The organism is Planomonospora corallina, assembly GCF_042650625.1.
Taxonomy (GTDB): Bacteria; Actinomycetota; Actinomycetes; order Streptosporangiales; family Streptosporangiaceae; genus Planomonospora_B; species Planomonospora_B corallina.
Window position 1 is genome coordinate 188,146 of sequence record NZ_JBHSBM010000040.1, and the last position, 17,217, is coordinate 205,362.

15 protein-coding genes are annotated in these 17,217 nt (G+C 74.5%); 8 read left to right on the forward strand and 7 right to left on the reverse strand.

Going from position 1 to position 17,217, the window contains the following annotated elements; translation table 11 throughout:
• Positions 1-179: 179 nt before the first annotated feature.
• Both ACFOWE_RS27710 and ACFOWE_RS27715 read right to left on the reverse strand, forming a co-directional pair.
• Positions 180-1,040 (reverse strand): class I SAM-dependent methyltransferase, encoded by an 861-nt coding sequence (locus ACFOWE_RS27710; protein ID WP_377292896.1) that lies wholly within the window; start codon positions 1,038-1,040, stop codon positions 180-182.
• Between the two features lie 178 nt (positions 1,041-1,218).
• Positions 1,219-1,698, reverse strand: a complete 480-nt coding sequence (locus ACFOWE_RS27715) for a peptide deformylase (RefSeq protein WP_377292898.1) — start codon at positions 1,696-1,698, stop codon at positions 1,219-1,221.
• Positions 1,699-1,938: 240 nt separating this feature from the next.
• On the opposite strand from ACFOWE_RS27715, the gene ACFOWE_RS27720 reads away from it, so the two are divergent.
• The 7 genes from ACFOWE_RS27720 (at position 1,939) to ACFOWE_RS27750 (ending at position 11,880) form a co-directional block, all read left to right on the forward strand.
• The gene (locus ACFOWE_RS27720; protein ID WP_377292900.1) at positions 1,939-3,264 is read left to right on the forward strand and encodes an MFS transporter; all 1,326 of its coding nucleotides are present in this window, start codon (positions 1,939-1,941) and stop codon (positions 3,262-3,264) included.
• Between the two features lie 133 nt (positions 3,265-3,397).
• Entirely contained in the window at positions 3,398-5,506 is a 2,109-nt protein-coding gene (locus tag ACFOWE_RS27725) for a molybdopterin oxidoreductase family protein (protein ID WP_377292902.1), read from the forward strand.
• Positions 5,503-6,906, forward strand: a complete 1,404-nt coding sequence (locus tag ACFOWE_RS27730; protein WP_377292904.1) for an FAD-dependent oxidoreductase — start codon at positions 5,503-5,505, stop codon at positions 6,904-6,906. The genes ACFOWE_RS27725 and ACFOWE_RS27730 overlap by 4 nt, the downstream gene beginning before the upstream one ends.
• 143 nt (positions 6,907-7,049) lie before the next feature.
• Positions 7,050-9,497 carry a nitrite reductase large subunit NirB gene (gene nirB, locus ACFOWE_RS27735; protein WP_377293173.1) on the forward strand — a complete coding sequence of 816 codons (2,448 nt, stop codon included), beginning with the start codon at positions 7,050-7,052 and terminating at the stop codon, positions 9,495-9,497.
• A gap of 90 nt (positions 9,498-9,587) precedes the next feature.
• A complete protein-coding gene (nirD, locus tag ACFOWE_RS27740; protein ID WP_377292906.1) occupies positions 9,588-9,953 on the forward strand; it encodes a nitrite reductase small subunit NirD in 366 nt (121 codons plus the stop codon).
• Positions 9,954-9,955: 2 nt separating this feature from the next.
• Positions 9,956-11,131 carry a uroporphyrinogen-III synthase gene (locus tag ACFOWE_RS27745; RefSeq protein ID WP_377293175.1) on the forward strand — a complete coding sequence of 392 codons (1,176 nt, stop codon included), beginning with the start codon at positions 9,956-9,958 and terminating at the stop codon, positions 11,129-11,131.
• The gene (locus tag ACFOWE_RS27750) at positions 11,128-11,880 is read left to right on the forward strand and encodes a sirohydrochlorin chelatase (RefSeq protein ID WP_377292908.1); all 753 of its coding nucleotides are present in this window, start codon (positions 11,128-11,130) and stop codon (positions 11,878-11,880) included. The genes ACFOWE_RS27745 and ACFOWE_RS27750 overlap by 4 nt, the downstream gene beginning before the upstream one ends.
• On the opposite strand, the gene ACFOWE_RS27755 is transcribed toward ACFOWE_RS27750, so the two are convergent.
• The 3 genes from ACFOWE_RS27755 to ACFOWE_RS27765 all read right to left on the reverse strand — a co-directional run bounded on the left by ACFOWE_RS27755 (position 11,784) and on the right by ACFOWE_RS27765 (position 14,417).
• A complete protein-coding gene (locus ACFOWE_RS27755; protein WP_377292910.1) occupies positions 11,784-12,404 on the reverse strand; it encodes a hypothetical protein in 621 nt (206 codons plus the stop codon). The two genes, ACFOWE_RS27750 and ACFOWE_RS27755, sit on opposite strands and share 97 nt — an antisense overlap.
• A 221-nt stretch (positions 12,405-12,625) precedes the next feature.
• Complete coding sequence (locus ACFOWE_RS27760) at positions 12,626-13,270, reverse strand: response regulator (RefSeq protein ID WP_377292912.1); 645 nt, start codon at positions 13,268-13,270, stop codon at positions 12,626-12,628.
• Positions 13,271-13,337: 67 nt separating this feature from the next.
• Positions 13,338-14,417 carry a sensor histidine kinase gene (locus ACFOWE_RS27765; protein WP_377292914.1) on the reverse strand — a complete coding sequence of 360 codons (1,080 nt, stop codon included), beginning with the start codon at positions 14,415-14,417 and terminating at the stop codon, positions 13,338-13,340.
• Between the two features lie 220 nt (positions 14,418-14,637).
• Between ACFOWE_RS27765 and ACFOWE_RS27770 the strand changes: the two genes are divergently transcribed.
• Positions 14,638-15,744: a hypothetical protein gene (locus ACFOWE_RS27770; protein WP_377292915.1), complete on the forward strand. Its 1,107-nt coding sequence runs from the start codon at positions 14,638-14,640 to the stop codon at positions 15,742-15,744.
• 73 nt (positions 15,745-15,817) lie between these two features.
• Here ACFOWE_RS27770 and ACFOWE_RS27775 read toward each other — a convergent pair whose 3' ends face one another.
• Together ACFOWE_RS27775 and ACFOWE_RS27780 are read right to left on the reverse strand one after the other, a co-directional pair.
• Complete coding sequence (locus ACFOWE_RS27775) at positions 15,818-16,672, reverse strand: PAC2 family protein (protein ID WP_377292916.1); 855 nt, start codon at positions 16,670-16,672, stop codon at positions 15,818-15,820.
• A gap of 68 nt (positions 16,673-16,740) precedes the next feature.
• On the reverse strand, positions 16,741-17,196 hold the full coding sequence (locus tag ACFOWE_RS27780; protein ID WP_377292917.1) for a universal stress protein: 456 nt from the start codon (positions 17,194-17,196) through the stop codon (positions 16,741-16,743).
• Positions 17,197-17,217 lie beyond the last annotated feature (21 nt).

The following is a 17,217-nucleotide window of genomic DNA, read 5'->3' on the forward strand; positions in this document are numbered from 1 at the left end:
GGTCGTCGACGCCTGGGCCGAGCGGGCGCTCTCCGAGGGCGGCACCGATCCACAGGCGCCCGCCCTCGTCCGGGACGTCGTGGACGCGCTGCTCGGCGTCACGCTCTGACCGCTCCGCCTCAGCGGACGGCTCCGGGCCTCAGCGGACGGCTCCGGGCCTCAGCGGACTGCGTCGGGCCTCAGCGGACGGGCACGGCCGCGCGGACCAGGCGGCACAGGTCCGCGGGGCGCAGCACGTCGGAGCGGCGCCACAGCGAGGGGTCGACGCAGTCCGCCTGCCGCACGTGCCCGGCCGTCTCGAGACCGTGCCGCTCCAGCGCGTCCGACAGCTCGCCGGGGGTGAAGAAGGTCAGCCAGGGCTCGCCGCGCTCGGCGGCGGCGGGCAGGGCGAAGCCCGCGTAGGCGTCGCCCTGCTCGTCCCGGAGGCCGGGCGGCAGGGCGTACTCCATGACCAGCTCCGTGCCGGGGGCCAGGCGGCCGACGGCGGCGAGGACGGCGTCGACCGCCTCCCGTGTGAGGTACATGGACACCCCGAGCCAGCTCACCAGGGCCGGTCTGGACGGGTCGAACCCCGCGGCGGCCAGGCGGGCCGGCAGGTCGTCGGTCTCGAGGTCCGCGGGCACGAGGACCGGCCCGTCCGGGCGGGCGATGCCCGCGGCCGCGAGCAGGCCGCGCTTCCACCGCTGCGTGGCGGGGTGGTCCACCTCGAAGACCCTGACCGGGGCGGCCGGCTCCGGGCGGTGGGCGAAGGTGTCGAGACCCGCGCCGAGGACCACGTACTGCTCCAGGCCGTTCCGGGCCAGTTCGGCCAGGCGGCGTTCGGTGTAGTGGCTGCGTGCCGTCACCTGGGCGCGGGTGCCCGCCAGGATGAGATGGTCACCGTAGGCCCGGTGGTAGCCGATGAGCTCCTCGGCGCGCTCGCCGAGCAGGGCCGCGGCCACGGTGTCGCGGAAGATGAAGGGCTCACGGTCCACCACGAGGTGGGCCGCGCGGGCGGCCGCAGCCATCATCGCGGTCTGGCTCGGCTGTTCTCCGTGCATGAGACGTCGTTCCTTCCTGAGTGCGGGGAACGACAATGCTAAATGCGAGAACGCGCCATTTCTTACATCATATCATTTACAAATAAATTCCCGATAACGGGCTGATGAATGTCCTGTCGCGAGAATGTCCGCGAGGTTCCGGCGGCGTCCGCACCGACGTCCGGCCGTGTCCCGGAGGTCAGGACGGGACGCTTCTCAAGAAACGCTCCCGTTCCGGGCCGGGGAGGCGGTCGGGGAGCAGCACGCCGTCGAGGTGGTCGGCCTCGTGCTGCAGGACGCGGGCGAGCATGCCGATCGCGCGGACGGTGACGGGCCCGCCGTACATGTCGCGTCCCCGGGCGGTGACCATGTAGGAGCGCTCCAGTGGCCACCAGAGGCCCGGGGCGGACAGGCAGGCCTCGTCGGCGGTGATCTTCCGCTCGGACGGCTCCAGCCGCGGGTTGACGAGATGGCCCGCCCTGCCGTCGAGCTCGTAGACGAGCACCCGGAGGGGGACGCCGATCTGCGGGGCGGCCAGCCCGGCGCGGCCCGCGCCCGCGCGCAGGGTGGCCCGGAGGGACTTGACCAGGCCGCGCAGCTCGCGGTCGAAGGCGGCGACCGGCTCGGCCACGGTCCGTAGCACGGGGTCGTTGAGCGGACGGATCGGCTGGACGGCCACGCGCACTCCCCGAAGTGGGCGGATCCTGACAGGCGTAACGATTCCCCACGTCGGGGAAGCCCAATCCCAACCGGGAATCCGGTCATGTTTCCTCCATGTTGCGGACGTGCGGCGTGTGCATCGCGTATTTCAGCGGTTAGACACACGTAACCGGTGCACCATCACAGAACGTGAATGTGCGTAACGCCCTCCTCCTAGCTTTCGGTACCGGACCCCCCGAGAACCGCAGCAGGAGGAAGAATGACGGCCCAGCGCTGGATCACCGACTGGCGGCCCGACGACGCCGCCTTCTGGGAGGGCGGCGGGAGGAAGGTCGCCCGGAGGAACCTGGTCTTCTCCATCTTCGCCGAGCACCTCGGCTTCACGCTCTGGACGGTCTGGAGCATCGTGGCCGTCAAACTCGGCGACTACGAGTTCTCCACCGACCAGCTCTTCTGGATCGTGTCCGTGCCGAACCTCGTCGGCTCGGCGCTGCGCATCCCCTACACCTTCGGGCCGGCGAGGTTCGGCGGCCGGAACTTCACGGTGGCCAGCGCCCTGCTCCTGCTCGTCCCGGCGGTGCTGCTGGCCGTCGCGGTGAGCGACCCCGCCACGCCGTACTGGGTCTTCCTGGCGATCGCGGCCACCGCCGGCCTGGGCGGCGGGAACTTCGCCTCCAGCATGGCCAACATCACCTACTTCTACCCGCAGAGCAAGCAGGGCGCGGCGCTCGGCCTCAACGCCGCGGGCGGCAACATCGGCGTCAGCTCCGTCCAGCTCGTCATGCCGCTGATCATCGGCGCCTTCGGGCTGGCCGCCGCCGGGCTGTTCTGGATCCCGTTCATCCTGGCCGCCGCCCTGGGCGCGTTCTTCTTCATGGACAACCTGACCACGGCCAAGGCCGACCCGAAGGAGCAGCTGAAGATCGCCGGGCGGGCCCAGACGTGGATCATGTCGGTCCTCTACATCGGCACCTTCGGCTCCTTCATCGGCTACTCCACCGCCTTCCCCCTGCTGATCAACAGCCAGTTCCCCGAGTCGGCCTCCCTGGTCTCGCTGGCCTTCCTCGGCCCGCTGTTGGGCTCGCTGATCCGCCCGGCCGGCGGCTGGCTCGCGGACAGGATCGGCGGCGCCCGGGTGACGCTCGTCAACTTCGGCGCGATGGCCGGCGCGGTGGCGCTGGTCTGGCAGGGGCTCGCCCAGCACTCCTTCGCCCTGTTCTTCGGCGCCTACATGCTCCTGATCGCCACCACGGGCATCGGCAACGGCTCCACCTACCGGATGATCCCGGCGATCTTCCGGGCCAAGGCCACCGCCGGGGTCCCGGCCGGCACGCCCGCCTACGAGGCCGCGCTCGCCACCGGCAAGCGCGACGCCTCGGCCGCGATCGGGATCATCTCCGCCGTCGGCGCCTTCGGCGGCTTCTTCATCAACCGCGGCTTCGGCAGCTCCATCGCCGCGACCGGCGGCGCGGGCGCCGCGCTGGCCGCCTTCGCCGGCTTCTACGCGCTCTGCGCGGTCGTGACGTGGGCCTGCTACCTGCGGACCGCCGGATCGGCGCCGAGCCTGGCGGCCGCCCGCGTCTGAGACGGCCGGGCCGTCCGCCCCGCCGGGGGCTCACACCCGGGTGGAGGCGAACGTGAACGCGGTTAGCGGCTTGTAGCACAGCGGTAACAGGAGGGACCCAGCGGTGAAACCGCCTGAAAGCACCATCGGACCCATGCCGATCTCACTTCCCGCCCGGGAGCCTGTGAAGGCCCCCGCGGCGACCCACTGCCCCTACTGCGCCCTGCAGTGCGGCATGAACGTCGCCGCCGGGACCGGCGGGACCGGTGCGGTGGAGATCACCCCGCGGCTGGACGTCCCGGCCAACTCCGGGGGACTCTGCCAGAAGGGCTGGACCGCCGGGGAGCTCCTGACCGGCGGCGCGCGGCTCACCACCCCGCTCCTGCACGGCGAGCCGGTCGGCTGGGACGAGGCGCTGGACTTCGTCGCGGACCGGATCCGCGCGCTGCAGGCAGAGCACGGCCCCGACGGCGTGGCCGTGTTCGGCGGGGGTGGCCTCACCAACGAGAAGGCCTACCTGCTGGGCAAGTTCGCCCGGGTGGTGCTGGGGACGAGCCAGATCGACTACAACGGCCGGTTCTGCATGTCGTCGGCGGCCGCGGCGTCGAACCGAGCCTTCGGCCTGGACCGCGGGCTGCCCTTCCCGATCACCGACCTGGCCGAGGCCGGAGCGGTGCTGCTGGCGGGAGGCAACATGGCCGAGACCATGCCGCCGTTCGTCCGCCACCTGACCGAGATGCGCCGGCGGGGTGGCCGGCTGGTCGTCGTCGACCCCCGCCTCACCGCCACCGCCCGCCTGGCCGACCTCCACCTGCAGCCCACCCCGGGCACGGACCTGGCGCTCGCCCTCGGCCTGCTCCACCTGGCGGTCGCCGAGGGCCACGTGGACGCCGCCTACGTGGCCGGGCGGACCAACGGCTTCGAGGCGGTCGCCACCTCGGTGGCGGCCTGGTGGCCCGAGCGGGTCGAGCGCGTCACCGGCGTGCCGGTCGCGCAGATGCGCCTGGCCGTGGAGATCCTCGGCGCGGCGGACCGGGCGGTGATCCTCACCGGGCGCGGCGCCGAGCAGCACGCCAAGGGCACCGACACGGTGACCGCCTTCATCAACCTGGCCCTGGCGCTGGGACTGCCCGGCCGGCCGGGCTCCGGCTACGGCTGCGTGACCGGCCAGGGCAACGGGCAGGGCGGCCGCGAGCACGGCCAGAAGGCCGACCAGCTCCCCGGCTACCGGAAGATCGACGACCCGGCCGCGCGCGAGCACGTCGCGAAGGTCTGGGGGATCGACCCCGCCGAGATCCCGGGCCCCGGGCGCTCGGCCTACGAGCTGCTCGACGCCCTCGGCACGCCGTCCGGGCCGCGCGCTCTGCTGCTGTTCGGCTCCAACCCGGTGGTCTCCGCCCCGCGCGCCGGGCACGTCACCGACCGGCTGCGCTCCCTGGACCTGCTGGTGGTCTCCGACCTCGTGCTGTCGGAGACCGCCGCCCTGGCCGACGTCGTCCTCCCCACCGCGCAGTGGGCCGAGGAGGAGGGCACCATGACCAACCTGGAGGGCCGGGTCCTGCTCCGCCGCCGGGCGCTGGACCCGCCGCCGGGGGTCCGCACCGACCTGGAGATCATCCAGGGCCTGGCCGTACGGCTGGGCGACGGGACCGGCGGGCCGAGGGGGGCCGGCGGCTTCCCCGCGGAGGCGCGCGCGGTCTTCGACGAGCTCCGCCGCGCCAGCGCCGGCGGGACCGCCGACTACTCCGGCATCACCTACGAGCGGATCGCCGCCGAGACGGGCGTCTTCTGGCCCTGCCCGGGCACCGGCCACCCCGGCACGCCCCGCCCCTTCCTGGACGGCTTCGCCACCCCCGACGGGCGCGCCAACTTCGTACCGGTCGAGCACCGCCCGCCGGAGGAGGACGCCGACGCCGACTACCCGCTGTACCTGACGACCGGCCGGGTGCTGGCCCACTACCAGAGCGGCGCCCAGACCCGCCGGATCGCCGCCCTCAACGCGGTCGTCTCCGAGGCGTTCGTGGAGGTCCACCCCGACCTGGCCGAGCGCCTCGGCGTGTCGGCCGGGCAGCGGCTGAGAGTGGTCAGCCGCCGGGGCGAGACCGAGGGCGTGGCCCGGGTGAACCCGGCGATCCGGGCCGACACGGTGTTCATGCCGTTCCACTGGGCCGGAGCCAACCTGCTGACCAACCCCGCACTCGACCCGGTGTCCCGGATGCCGGAGTTCAAGGTGTGCGCCGTGAGACTGGAGCGTGTCGGATGACCCGGCTGGTGGTTGTGGGCAACGGGATGGCGGGCGCCCGCCTGGTGAGCGAGGTCCGCGCCCGTGACAAGGACATGAAGGTGACCGTCTTCGGCGCCGAGAGCTGGCAGCCGTACAACCGGGTGCTGCTGTCGAACGTGGTGGCCGGGAGCATGGTCCCGGACCAGGTCCGGCTGCTGGACCCCGCCTGGTACGCCGACCACGGGGTGACGGCCATGCCGGGCGTCACGGTCACCGCGATCGACCGGGAGACGCAGGCCGTGGTCACCGCCGACGGCGGGCGCGAGCCGTACGACGTGCTCGTGCTGGCGACCGGGAGCGAGGCCGTGGTGCCGCCGGTGCCCGGCGCGGAGCGGGCCGTCACGTTCCGCACGCTGGACGACTGCCAGGCGATCCTCGCCGCGGCGCGGACGGCGCGCGGCGCGGTGGTGGTCGGCGGCGGGCTGCTCGGCGTCGAGGCGGCCCGCGGGCTGGCCGGGCGCGGCCTGCCGGTGACCCTCCTCCACCTGGCCGGGCACCTGATGGAGCGCCAGCTCGACCCCGAGGCGGGGCTGGTGCTCGCCGAGACCCTGACGGATCTGGGCGTGCGCACCCGCACCGGCGTCGTGGTCGAGGAGATCGGCGAGCACGGCGTACGGCTGGCCGGCGGCGAGGAGATCGACGGCGACCTGGTGGTGCTCGCCTGCGGGGTCCGCCCGGTGACGGGCCTGGCCGCCGCGGCCGGCCTGGAGGTGGAGCGCGGCGTCGTCGTGGACGACGAGATGCGCACCGACGATCCGGCGGTCTTCGCGATCGGCGAGTGCGCCCAGCACCGGGGCACGGTCTACGGGCTGGTCGCCCCGGCCTGGGAGCAGGCGGCCGTGGTCGCCGACCTGGTCACCGGCGCCGACAAGACCGCCCGCTACCGCGGGTCGCGGCTGGTGACCCGGCTGAAGGCCGCCAGCGTCGAACTGGCCGCGATGGGCGAGACCCATCTGACGGAGGACGACGCCGAGGTGGTCCGGTTCAGCCACCGGGCCCGCGGCACCTACCGCAAGCTCGTCATCCGCGACGGCCGCCTCGTCGGGGCGATCCTGCTCGGCGAGACGGCCGCGGTGGGCACCCTCACCCAGCTGTTCGACCGGGGGGCGCCGGTGCCCGGTGACCGGGCCGGCCTGCTCTTCCCGGGCCTGGCCGCCGCGCCGGTGGCCGACAGCCCGGTCCGGATGCCGGACGCGGCGAAGGTCTGCCAGTGCAACAACGTGACGAAGGGCCAGATCCGGGCGTGCTGGGAGTCCGGCGCCCGGGACGTGGAGGCCGTGGCGGCCGCCACGCGGGCCACGACCGGCTGCGGCGGCTGCCGCGACGCGGTCGAGGGCATCGTCGGCTGGCTGTGCGAGCAGGAAGGGGTCTCGGCGTGAGCGGGGCGGCGGGCGGCGCGCCGGGCAGGGCGCCGGGCGGCACGGCGGACGGTGCGCTGGACGGCGCGGCGGGCGGCGTGGCGGACGGTGCGGTGAACAGGGACGGCACGGCCGCGGGAAGGGCCGCGGGGGCGGAGGAGAGCATGAGAAGGCTTGTCGTGGTGGGGCACGGGCCGACGGCGTACCGGCTGGTCGAGACGCTGACCGATCGCGGGTTCGACGGGCGGATCACGATCCTGGGGGAGGAGCCCCGGCCCGCCTACGACCGGGTGGCGCTCACCTCCTACCTGGCGGGCAAGAGCGCCGAGGACCTCACCTACCCGGTGCCCGAGGGCGTCGTGCTCCGGCTCGGCTCCGCGGTCACCGCGATCGACCGGGAGCGCCGGACGGTGACGACGGCCGACGGGCACGCCGAGCCGTACGACGTGCTCGTGCTCGCCACCGGCTCCAGCCCGTTCGTGCCGCCGGTGCCGGGCCGGGAGCTGGACGGCTGCTTCGTCTACCGCACCCTCGACGACCTGGACGCGATCCGCGAGGCCTCGCGGGGCGCCGCGGCCGGCGTGGTGATCGGCGGCGGGCTGCTCGGCCTGGAGGCCGCCGACGCGCTGCGCGGACTGGGCCTGGACACCCACGTGGTGGAGATGGGCGGCTGGCTCATGCCCCGCCAGGTCGACGAGGGCGGCGGATCGGTGCTGCGCGGCCACATCGAGGCGCTGGGCCTGCACGTGCACACCGGGGCCGGGGCCGCCGAGATCGCCGCCGGCCCGGACGGCCGCGTCGCCGGCCTCGTCAAGCCGGACGGCGAGACGATCGAGGCGCAGGTCGTGGTCTTCTCCGCGGGCGTGCGTCCCCGTGACGAGCTGGCCCGCGCCAGTGGCCTCGCGGTCGGCGAGCGCGGCGGCGTCGCGGTCGACGACGGCATGCGCACCAGCGACCCGGCGATCTACGCCGTCGGCGAGTGCGCCCTGCACGACGGCGTGGTCTACGGCCTCGTCGGCCCGTGCTTCACCATGGCCGAGGTGGCCGCCGACCGCATCATGGGCGGCGAGGCGGTCTTCACCCGCGCCGACCTGTCCACCAAGCTCAAGCTGCTCGGCGTGGAGGTCGCCCAGTTCGGCGCGATGGACGGCGCGCTCGACGTGACCTTCATGGACCCGGTCACCGGCGTCTACCAGAAGCTGTTCGTCAGCGACGACGCCCGCACCCTGCTGGGCGGCATCTGCGTCGGCGACGCCGCGCCGTACAACACGCTCAAGCCCTTCGTCGGCCGCGAGCTGCCGGCCGCCCCGGGCGAGCTGCTGTTCACCGGCGGCCCGGCGAACATGGACCTGCCCGACGACGCGCAGGTCTGCTCCTGCAACAACGTCACCCACGGCGAGATCTGCACCGCCATCGCCGACAAGGGCCTGACCGACGTCGCGGAGATCAAGGCCTGCACCCGCGCCGGCACCACCTGCGGCAGCTGCGTGCCGATGCTCAAGCAGATCCTCGTCAAGTCGGGCGTCGAGGTCTCCAAGGCCCTGTGCGAGCACTTCGCGCACAGCCGGGCCGAGCTGTTCGACATCGTCCGGGTCCGCGGCATCACGACGTTCTCCCAGCTGATCGCCGAGCACGGCACCGGGCGCGGCTGCGACATCTGCAAGCCCGTCGTCGCCTCCATCCTGGCCTCGCTCGGCACCGGCCACATCCTCGACGGCGAGCAGGCCGCGCTGCAGGACACCAACGACCGCTACCTGGCCAACATCCAGCGCAACGGCACCTACTCGGTGGTGCCGCGCATCCCCGGCGGGGAGATCACCCCCGACAAGCTCATCGTGATCGGCGAGGTCGCCCGCGACTTCGGCCTCTACACGAAGATCACCGGCGGGCAGCGCATCGACCTGTTCGGCGCGCGCGTCGAGCAGCTCCCGCTGATCTGGAAGCGCCTGGTCGACGCCGGCTTCGAGTCCGGCCACGCGTACGGCAAGGCGCTGCGCACGGTCAAGTCCTGCGTCGGCTCCACCTGGTGCCGGTACGGCGTGCAGGACTCGGTGGGCCTGGCCATCGCGCTGGAGCTGCGCTACCGGGGCCTGCGCTCGCCGCACAAGCTGAAGTCGGCCGTCTCCGGGTGCGCCCGCGAGTGCGCCGAGGCCCGCGGCAAGGACTTCGGCGTCATCGCCACGGAGCAGGGCTGGAACCTCTACGTCGGCGGCAACGGCGGCTTCACCCCCCGGCACGCGGACCTGTTCGCCTCCGACCTGTCCACCGACGAGCTGATCCGCGTCATCGACCGGTTCCTGATGTTCTACATCCGCACCGCCGACCGGCTCCAGCGCACCTCGGTCTGGCTGGAGAACCAGGGCCTCGACTACGTCAAGCAGGTCGTCCTGGAGGACTCGCTGGGCATCTGCGCCGAGCTGGAGGCGCAGATGGAGCGGCACGTCGCCGGCTACGCCGACGAGTGGCGCGCCGTCCTGGAGGACCCCGACCGGCTGCGGCGCTTCGTCTCCTTCGTCAACGCGCCCGGCACCCCGGACCCGTCGATCGCCTTCGAGACCGAGCGCGACCAGGTCAAGCCGGTCCTGATCCCGCTGGAGGCGGTCCGCTCCTGACCCGCCCCACCGACCTCGCACCGACCTCGCACCGACCTCGCACTGATCTCGCACCGACCTCGCACCGACCGGAAAAGGAGGGGTTTCCCGATGACCATCCTGCGTGAGGGCCCGGCCACGGGCACGGAGACCGGCGGCTGGACCGCCGTCTGCTCCTACACCGACCTGATGCCCGAGGAGGGCGTCTGCGTCCTGGTGGACGGGCACCAGGTCGCGGTGTTCCGCACCTTCGACGGCGCCCTGTACGCGATCGGCAACCACGACCCGTTCAGCGGGGCCTGCGTCCTGTCCCGCGGCATCGTCGGCACCCGCGGCCCGGAGCCGACCGTGGCCTCCCCCATGCACAAGCAGGTCTTCTCGCTGGTGACCGGGGTCTGCCTGGACGATCCGGCGGTGGCCGTACCGACCTATCCGGTCCGCCGCGGCGGCGGCGCGGTGGAAGTGAGAGTCCCTTGAGCATGCCGGCGTCCCCGGCCCCGTCCGTGCCCCCGGAGACCTCCCCGGAGACCGAGCCGGACGCGCTGGCCGGCTTCACCATCGGGGTGACCGCGACCCGGCGGCGCGAGGAGTTCTCCGCGCTGCTGGAGCGGCGGGGCGCGCGGGTGGTGCAGGCCCCGGCGATCCGGCTGGTGCCCCTGGCCGAGGACGCGGACCTGTTGACGGCGACCAGGGAGGTCCTGGCGGGGCCGGTCGACGACGTGGTGATCACCACGGGGGTGGGCTTCCGCGGGTGGACGGCCGCGGCGGAGGGATGGGGCCTGTCGGGCGAGCTGGCGGCGCACCTGACCGGGGCCCGCCTGCTCACCCGGGGGCCGAAGGCCCGCGGCGCGGTCCGCGCGGCGGGCCTGAACGACCACTGGACGCCGGCCACCGAGTCGTGCGAGGAGGTCAAGCAGTACCTGCTCGCCCAGGACCTGCGCGGGCGCCGGATCGTCGTGCAGCTGCACGGGGAGCCGCTGACCGGCTTCGTGACCGCGCTGCGCGAGGCGGGAGCCGAGGTCATCGAGGTGCCGGTCTACCGGTGGCTGCCCTACCGGGACCCCTCGCCGCTGCGCCGGCTGATCAGCCAGACGGTCTCCGGAGCGGTGGACGCGGTCGCCTTCACCAGCGCGCCCGCGGTGCTGGCGATGCTGGGCGCGGCCCGCGCCGACGGGCTGGAGGAGGCGCTGCTGGCGGCCTTCGCCGGGCCGGTCGTCGCCGCCTGCGTGGGCCCGGTCACCGCGGCGCCGCTGACGGCGCGCGGGGTGCCCGTGGTGCAGCCCGAGCGCTCCCGGCTCGGCGCGCTAGCCCGCACCCTCGCCCGGCACCTGCCCGCCCACAGCGTCACCCGGCTGGTCGCGGGCGGGCACACCCTGGAGATCCGCGGCCACGCCGTCGTGGTGGACGGCGAGCTCAAGCCGCTGCCGCCGGCCCCGATGGCGGTGCTCAAGCGCCTGGCGGACAAGCCCGGCCACGTGGTGGCCCGCGCGGAGCTGCGGACCGTCCTGCCCGGCGGCCCGTCCCGCGACTCGGCCGAGCACGCCGTCGAGATGGCGATCACCCGGCTCCGCCGGGCCCTCGGCCCGGCGGGGATCGTCGAGACGGTGGTCAAGCGCGGCTACCGCCTGGCCTGCGAACGCGGCGAGGTCGCGTGACGACGCTCGTCCTGGCCGCGCACGGCACGCGCAGCGCCGCGGGGGAGGAGACGCTCGCCGGCCTGCGGGACGCGGTACGGCGGGCCCGCCCCGGGCGGCGGGTGGAACTGGCCTACTTGGAGATCAGCTCGCCCCTGCTGGCCGACGTGCTGCCCGCGCTGCCCGGTCCCGCGGTGGTGGTCCCCCTGCTGCTGGCCGGCGGCTACCACGTCCACCTCGACCTGCCGGCCGTGGTCGCCGCCGCGCGGCCGGACGCGACGGTGGCGCCCCCGCTCGGGCCGCACCCGCTGCTGACCGCGGTGCTCGCCCGGAGGCTGGCCGCCGCGGGCCTGCGGCACACCGACGCGGTGGTCCTGGGCGCGGCCGGCTCCTCCGACCCCGCGGCGCTGGACGACGTGCGGGCGGCGGCCAGGCTGCTGGCGGCGCGGCTCTCCCGCCCGGTGACGGCCGCGTTCGCCTCGGCGGGCAGCCCGCCGGTGGCGGGGGCGATCCGGGCGCTGCGGGCCACTCCGGCGCCCCGGATCGCGCTGGCCTCCTATCTGCTGGCCCCGGGGTTCTTCCAGGGGAGGATGGAGGGCTCGGGCGCCGACCTGGTCAGCGCCCCCCTGGGCGTGGACCCCGACCTGGCCGAGCTGGTCTGGCGGCGTTTCGATCAGGCGGCGTGGGGCTCCAGCCTCAGCTCCCGGATGATCTCCTCTGCGCTGTCGTCGCGCGAGGGGACGGACCCGGCGCCGACGAGGAGCTCGTAGTAGGCGTGCCGGAAGCATCCGGCGAGCAGGAGGCGGGCGCTGGCGGACGGGTCCACCCGGGCGGCCACGCGGCCCCGGCTCTGTTCGGCCGCGAGGTAGCCGGCCAGGGGGCCGACCTCCGGGGTCGGGCCGAGCAGGCTGTCCTTCACGGCCTCGCGGAACCTGACGGTGACCGCCGGGGAGGTGAAGGCGGGCAGCGCCGCGGACTGGACCTCCGCGTAGTAGTCGATGCCCGCCCGGGCGATGGGCAGCAGGTTGTCGGCGACGGTCCCCTTGCCGACGAGGTGCATCAGGTCGTCGAGGATCTTCAGCCAGACGGGGAGCCTGTCCTGCAGCAGGGCGAGGAAGAGGTCGACCGCGGGCCCGGAGGCGGCCGGCCCCCGCAGCGCCGCCGGGAGCCCGCCCTCCTCGCCGTCCTGGCGTTTCATGAGCACGGCCATCTCGAGAACGCTGCGGCGTGTGTCCTGTGCTCTCCGGTGCGGGTCGAGTTCTCGCTGGTACGGGTCGAGCTGGGGAGTCGCCATGGTTGCCCTAACGTGCGCAGTCACATGGACAGGGTTTCGGTCTGGGGGTGGCGCCGTCGGCGGGGTTTGCCGAGCCGTGTTTCTCCTGGTGGTGCAATCGTTGCGGACTCGCGACCCCGGCCGGGTGCGTTCCGGCCGGAATCCGGTGAGCACTGATTATCACCCGGAAGTGGCAAAAACTGGGGTAAATGTTGATAACGGGGTGCCGCGTGTCCTCCGGCTCACCCGGTCGGCCCGCCCATGTGGCCGCCGCTCCAGGCCCAGGCCGCGATGCCGACGCGGTTGGCCGCGCGGGTCTTGCGCTGGATGTTGGCGATGTGCGTCTTGACCGTACCGGGACTGATCATCAGTTCGGCGGCGATGCCGGCGTTCGTCCTCCCGTGCGCCACGAGCCGGGCGATCTCCAGCTCCCGGTCCGTCAGCGGCTCGGCGGGCGGCCGTCCAGGCTCCGCGGGGACGCCCAGGCGGCGCAGGAGGCGGACGGTGACCTGCGGGCTGATCAGCGTGTCACCGGCCATGGCCGCCCGGACCGCCTCGACGAGCAGCGCCGGCCCCGACCGTTTCAGCAGGAACCCGCAGGCGCCGTTGCGCAGCGCCGCATGGACGTATTCGTCCAGGTCGAAGGTGGTCACCACGATCACCCGCGTCTCGGGCGCCAGCAGCCTGGTGACCTCCAGCCCGTCCAGGCGCGGCATGCGGATGTCGGCGAGCACCACGTCGGGGCGCAGGTGGCGGGCCTGCTCGAGCGCGCTGCGCCCGTCGGCGGCCTCGGCCACGACGGTCATGTCGGGCTGGGAGTCGAGGATGAGCCGGAAGCCGATCCGCACGTCCTCCTGGTCGTCGGCGATGAGGATCCGCGTGGTCATGCCGTCTCCGCGCCGGCCGGGACCGGTCCGCCCGTACCGCTCCGGGGGAGGACGGGGCCCGGCGCCGTCATGCCGTCGCCTCCGCGGGCGGCAGGGCCCGTGCGGGCAGCACGGCGGTGACGTGCCAGCCGTTCCGGGTGGGACCCGCCGACAGCGAGCCGCCCAGCATGCCGACCCGCTCGGTGAGACCGGCCAGCCCGAACCCTCCTCTGCCGGCGGACGCTCCGGGACCGCCGGCGGAGGCGGCCCCGGAGCGTCCGCCCCCGTCGTCGGAGATCCGCACCCGCACCGATGACCCCTGCGCGCCGACCTCGACCTCGACGCGGCCCGCCTCCCCGGCGTGCCGGCGCACGTTGGTCAGCGCCTCGCTCACCACGCGGTAGACCGTGGCGGACGCCTCGCGGGACAGGCCGAGACCGGCGGCGACCGTGAGCCTCACCGGCGGGGAGAACCCGTCGACCAGCCCCTCCAGGGCTTCGACGCCCGGCAGGTGACGGTCGTGGCCGCCGCCCGGCCGCTCATGGAGCATCTCCACCATCCTGTCCATGGACGTCAGCGCCCGCAGGCCGGCCTCCTCGATTCGCCGCAGCGCGTCCGCCACCGCGGGGGGCAGCGGGCCGGGCACCGAGCGGGCGGCCTGGGCCTGCACGAGCATCCCGTTGACGTCGTGGGCGACGTAGTCGTGCAGGTCGCGGGCGATCGCCAGGCGCTGCGCCCGCCTGGCCCCGGCCACCGCGCGACGGCGGGCCGCGTCCAGCGAACGCGCGTACAGGCCCATCGCCGCGGCCGCGACGGCCGGCAGGGACCAGCCCGCGCATCCGGCGGCCATGAGCGACGGCTCGCCCGGCCACAGGACACGCAGGAGCGTCAGGGCGACCGCGGCTCCCGGCAGTCCTGCCGCCGCCACAACGCGGCGGCCCGGCGCGTACCGGGCCGCCAGCACGACCAGTACGAGCAGGGCGAGCACCTCGGCCAGCATCCACGGCACGGAGGCCTCCCGCCGCCCCAGCAGGGGATGGGCGGCGGTGACCGCGAGCGAGACGGCGCCGGCCGCCCCCGCCGCCAGGGCGGCGGACACCCTCGGCACGAAGGCGCAGCCCAGCGCGGCCAGCGCCGCGAGAGCCGCGAGAGCCGCCATCACATCCATGGGACCGACCCTAAAGGGGATCACCGGCGGGCGGATCCGCCGAACGGCCGATCAGCGGAGGCGGCGGGCGCACCGGATCCGCCGAACGGCGGATGGGCCGCGTGCCCGGTCCCGGCGCAGGCTGGACGGCATGGACGCAACGGACGCAACGGACGCGACAGACGCGACAGGCACGACGGATACAACGGGCACGGCAGGCGCGACGGACACGGCAGGCGCGATGGCCACGACGGACACGACGGACACGACAGGTGTGACGGACGCGACGGGCACGACGGCCGGCCGGGCGGCGGCGCGCTGGATCCGGTGGGCGGCGCCCGCGGCGGGCCTGTGGTCGCTCGGGTACGGCGGGCTCGGGCTGTGGTGGTCGCTCGGCGGATCGGGCTTCCCCTTCGGCGAGGGCGACGTCCCGGACGCGCGCGCCGAATCACTCCTCGGCTCGGCGACGGCGGCGGGGACCGCTCCCGTCATCGCGGTGCTCGGGGCCGCGGGCGCGCTGCTGGCGCTCGTCCTCGTTCGGGCGCGGCCGCGCGGCGTCTCCCGCGCCGCGGTGCTCGTCCCCGCGTGGGCGTCCACCCTCACTCTCGTCGCGCTCATCCCCGACGGGCGGGTCCTGCTGGCGCTGGCCTACGCGCCGATCGCCCTCATCGGGGCGTCCTGGGACTGGCCCGGCGTGGACTACTTCGCGGTCGCGTTGCCCTGGCCGGTGGTGAACATGCTGATCTGCCTGGCCGGCGGACTGCTGTGGGCGGCGGCGGCACTGGCCTTCCAGCGGCGTACCCGCGGCGCCTGCGGAAGCTGCGGCCGCATCGACGGACGGGCCGCCGGGTGGGCGCGTCCCGCCGCGGCGGCGCGGTGGGGCCGCCGGGCGGCGTACGCCGCCTTCGCCGTGCCGCTGCTGTACGCCGCGGTGCGATGGGCGTGGGCGCTGGGGATCCCGCTGCTGATCTCCGGACGGGAACTCGAGGAGCTCCACCGCAGCGGGCTGGTCTGGGGAGGAGCGGCGCTGGCGACGCTGGCGACGCTCGGCGGGATCCTCTCACTCGGGCTGACGCAGCGCTGGGGGGAGGTCTGGCCGCGCTGGGTGGTGGGCCTGGCCGGCAGGCGGGTGCCCGCGGCCGTTCCCGTCGTCTCCGCCTCGCTGGCCACGGCCGTGCTGGCGTCGGCCGGCGCCATGATGGTGCGCATCACGGACTGGGGCGACCCGGCCGCCTGGCTGCCCGACCCGATGGCGTATTGGCCCGTGTGGGCCGTCGCGCTCGGTGCCGCCACGCTGGGGTACCACCTGCGCAGGCGGGGCGGGTGCCGCCGCTGCGGAGCGGCGTGAGGGGGCTCACGGCCGCCCCGCGCGACGGCCGGGAAGTCCGCGGGAACGATGGCCGGGAACCCGGAGGAACGGCTCAGCCGTCCGTGTCGCGGTCCCGCCGGCGCAGGTAGCGCTCGAACTCCGCGGCGATGGCGTCGCCGCTGGCCTCGGGGAGCTCGGAGGCGTCCTTGCGCTCCTCCAGCTCGCGGACGTACTCGGCGACCTCGGTGTCCTGGGAGGCGAGCTCGTCCACCCCGTGCTCCCAGGCCCTGGCCTCCTCGGCCAGCTCGCCCGGCGGCATCGGGATGTCGAGCAGGTCCTCCATCCGGCGCAGCAGCGCCAGGGTCGCCTTGGGGTTGGGCGGCTGGGCGACGTAGTGCGGGACCGAGGCCCACAGCGAGACCGCGGGCAGGCCCGCGGTGCCGAAGGCGTGCTGGAGCACGCCGACGATGCCGGTCGGGCCCTCGTAGCGGCTCAGCTCCAGGTTGATCGCCCGGGCCAGGCCCTCGTCGGTCGCCGAGCCGACGATCGGCACCGGGCGGGTGTGCGGGGAGTCGTTGAGCAGCGCGCCGAGCAGCACCGCCAGCTCCACGCCCAGCTCCCGGCAGACGCCGATGATCTCCTCGCAGAACGAGCGCCAGCGCATGTTGGGCTCGATGCCGCGCAGCAGGACCACGTCGCGGGAGGCGCCCGGCGGCCGGGCCACGGAGAGCTTCGTGCTCGGCCAGGTGATCGACCGGGTCAGCCCCTCGCCCATCTCGACGATCGGCCGCGTGACCTGGAAGTCGTAGTAGTCCTCGGAGTCGAGGGAGATCAGCTCGGTGGCCTTCCAGGCGGTCTCGAGGTGCGTGATCACTCCGCTCGAGGCCTCGCCCGCGTCGTTCCACCCCTCGAACGCGGCGATCAGCACCGGATCGACGAGCTCGGGCAGACCCTCGAATTCGATCACGCGCCGCCCCTCCCTCTCACGCCTGGCGTGCCTTCCGGCTAAGCCTATGCGCTACGGGCGGCTCCGCGTCACCTCCCGGAGGTGGTGTGGACGATCAGCACGTCGCAGTCCGCCCGGTGCGAGACGCTCGACGGGACCGAGCCGAGCAGCCGGCCGGCGAGGCTGTTGAGCCCCCGGTTGCCGACGACCAGCAGGTCGGCACGGCGCCGTTCGGCCAGGGAGACCAGGACGTCGACCGCCTCGCCCTCCTCGGCGACCAGCTCGACCTCGGTGGCGCCCGCGGCGACGGCGTGCTCGCGCGCGGCGCGCAGCGCGTCGTCGGCGGGCGTGGAGCCGGTCACCTTGTAGGACAGCTCGCCGAGCGCGTCGGCGGCCGCGCTGCGCTCGCGCCCGCGCATGGGGAGGTAGGCGCAGGCCAGCAGCAGGGTGGCGCCGGTGGCCCCGGCGAGGGCGCCCGCCGCGGTCACCGCGCGGAAGGAGGAGGGGGAGCCGTCGGTGCCGACGACGATCGTGCGGTAGGCCATGGGGCACCTCACAGGGGCGAA

What these genes read in the sequence shown, in the direction of transcription:
- ACFOWE_RS27725 (WP_377292902.1), top strand. Translation starts at nt 3,398, where the DNA reads ATGCCGATCTCACTTCCCGCCCGGGAGCCTGTGAAGGCCCCCGCGGCG.
- ACFOWE_RS27780 (WP_377292917.1), bottom strand. Translation starts at nt 17,196, where the DNA reads ATGGCCTACCGCACGATCGTCGTCGGCACCGACGGCTCCCCCTCCTCC.
- ACFOWE_RS27730 (WP_377292904.1), top strand. Translation starts at nt 5,503, where the DNA reads ATGACCCGGCTGGTGGTTGTGGGCAACGGGATGGCGGGCGCCCGCCTG.
- ACFOWE_RS27755 (WP_377292910.1), bottom strand. Translation starts at nt 12,404, where the DNA reads ATGGCGACTCCCCAGCTCGACCCGTACCAGCGAGAACTCGACCCGCAC.
- ACFOWE_RS27770 (WP_377292915.1), top strand. Translation starts at nt 14,638, where the DNA reads ATGGCCACGACGGACACGACGGACACGACAGGTGTGACGGACGCGACG.
- ACFOWE_RS27765 (WP_377292914.1), bottom strand. Translation starts at nt 14,417, where the DNA reads ATGGATGTGATGGCGGCTCTCGCGGCTCTCGCGGCGCTGGCCGCGCTG.
- ACFOWE_RS27745 (WP_377293175.1), top strand. Translation starts at nt 9,956, where the DNA reads ATGCCGGCGTCCCCGGCCCCGTCCGTGCCCCCGGAGACCTCCCCGGAG.
- ACFOWE_RS27710 (WP_377292896.1), bottom strand. Translation starts at nt 1,040, where the DNA reads ATGCACGGAGAACAGCCGAGCCAGACCGCGATGATGGCTGCGGCCGCC.
- ACFOWE_RS27760 (WP_377292912.1), bottom strand. Translation starts at nt 13,270, where the DNA reads ATGACCACGCGGATCCTCATCGCCGACGACCAGGAGGACGTGCGGATC.
- ACFOWE_RS27720 (WP_377292900.1), top strand. Translation starts at nt 1,939, where the DNA reads ATGACGGCCCAGCGCTGGATCACCGACTGGCGGCCCGACGACGCCGCC.
- nirB (WP_377293173.1), top strand. Translation starts at nt 7,050, where the DNA reads ATGAGAAGGCTTGTCGTGGTGGGGCACGGGCCGACGGCGTACCGGCTG.
- nirD (WP_377292906.1), top strand. Translation starts at nt 9,588, where the DNA reads ATGACCATCCTGCGTGAGGGCCCGGCCACGGGCACGGAGACCGGCGGC.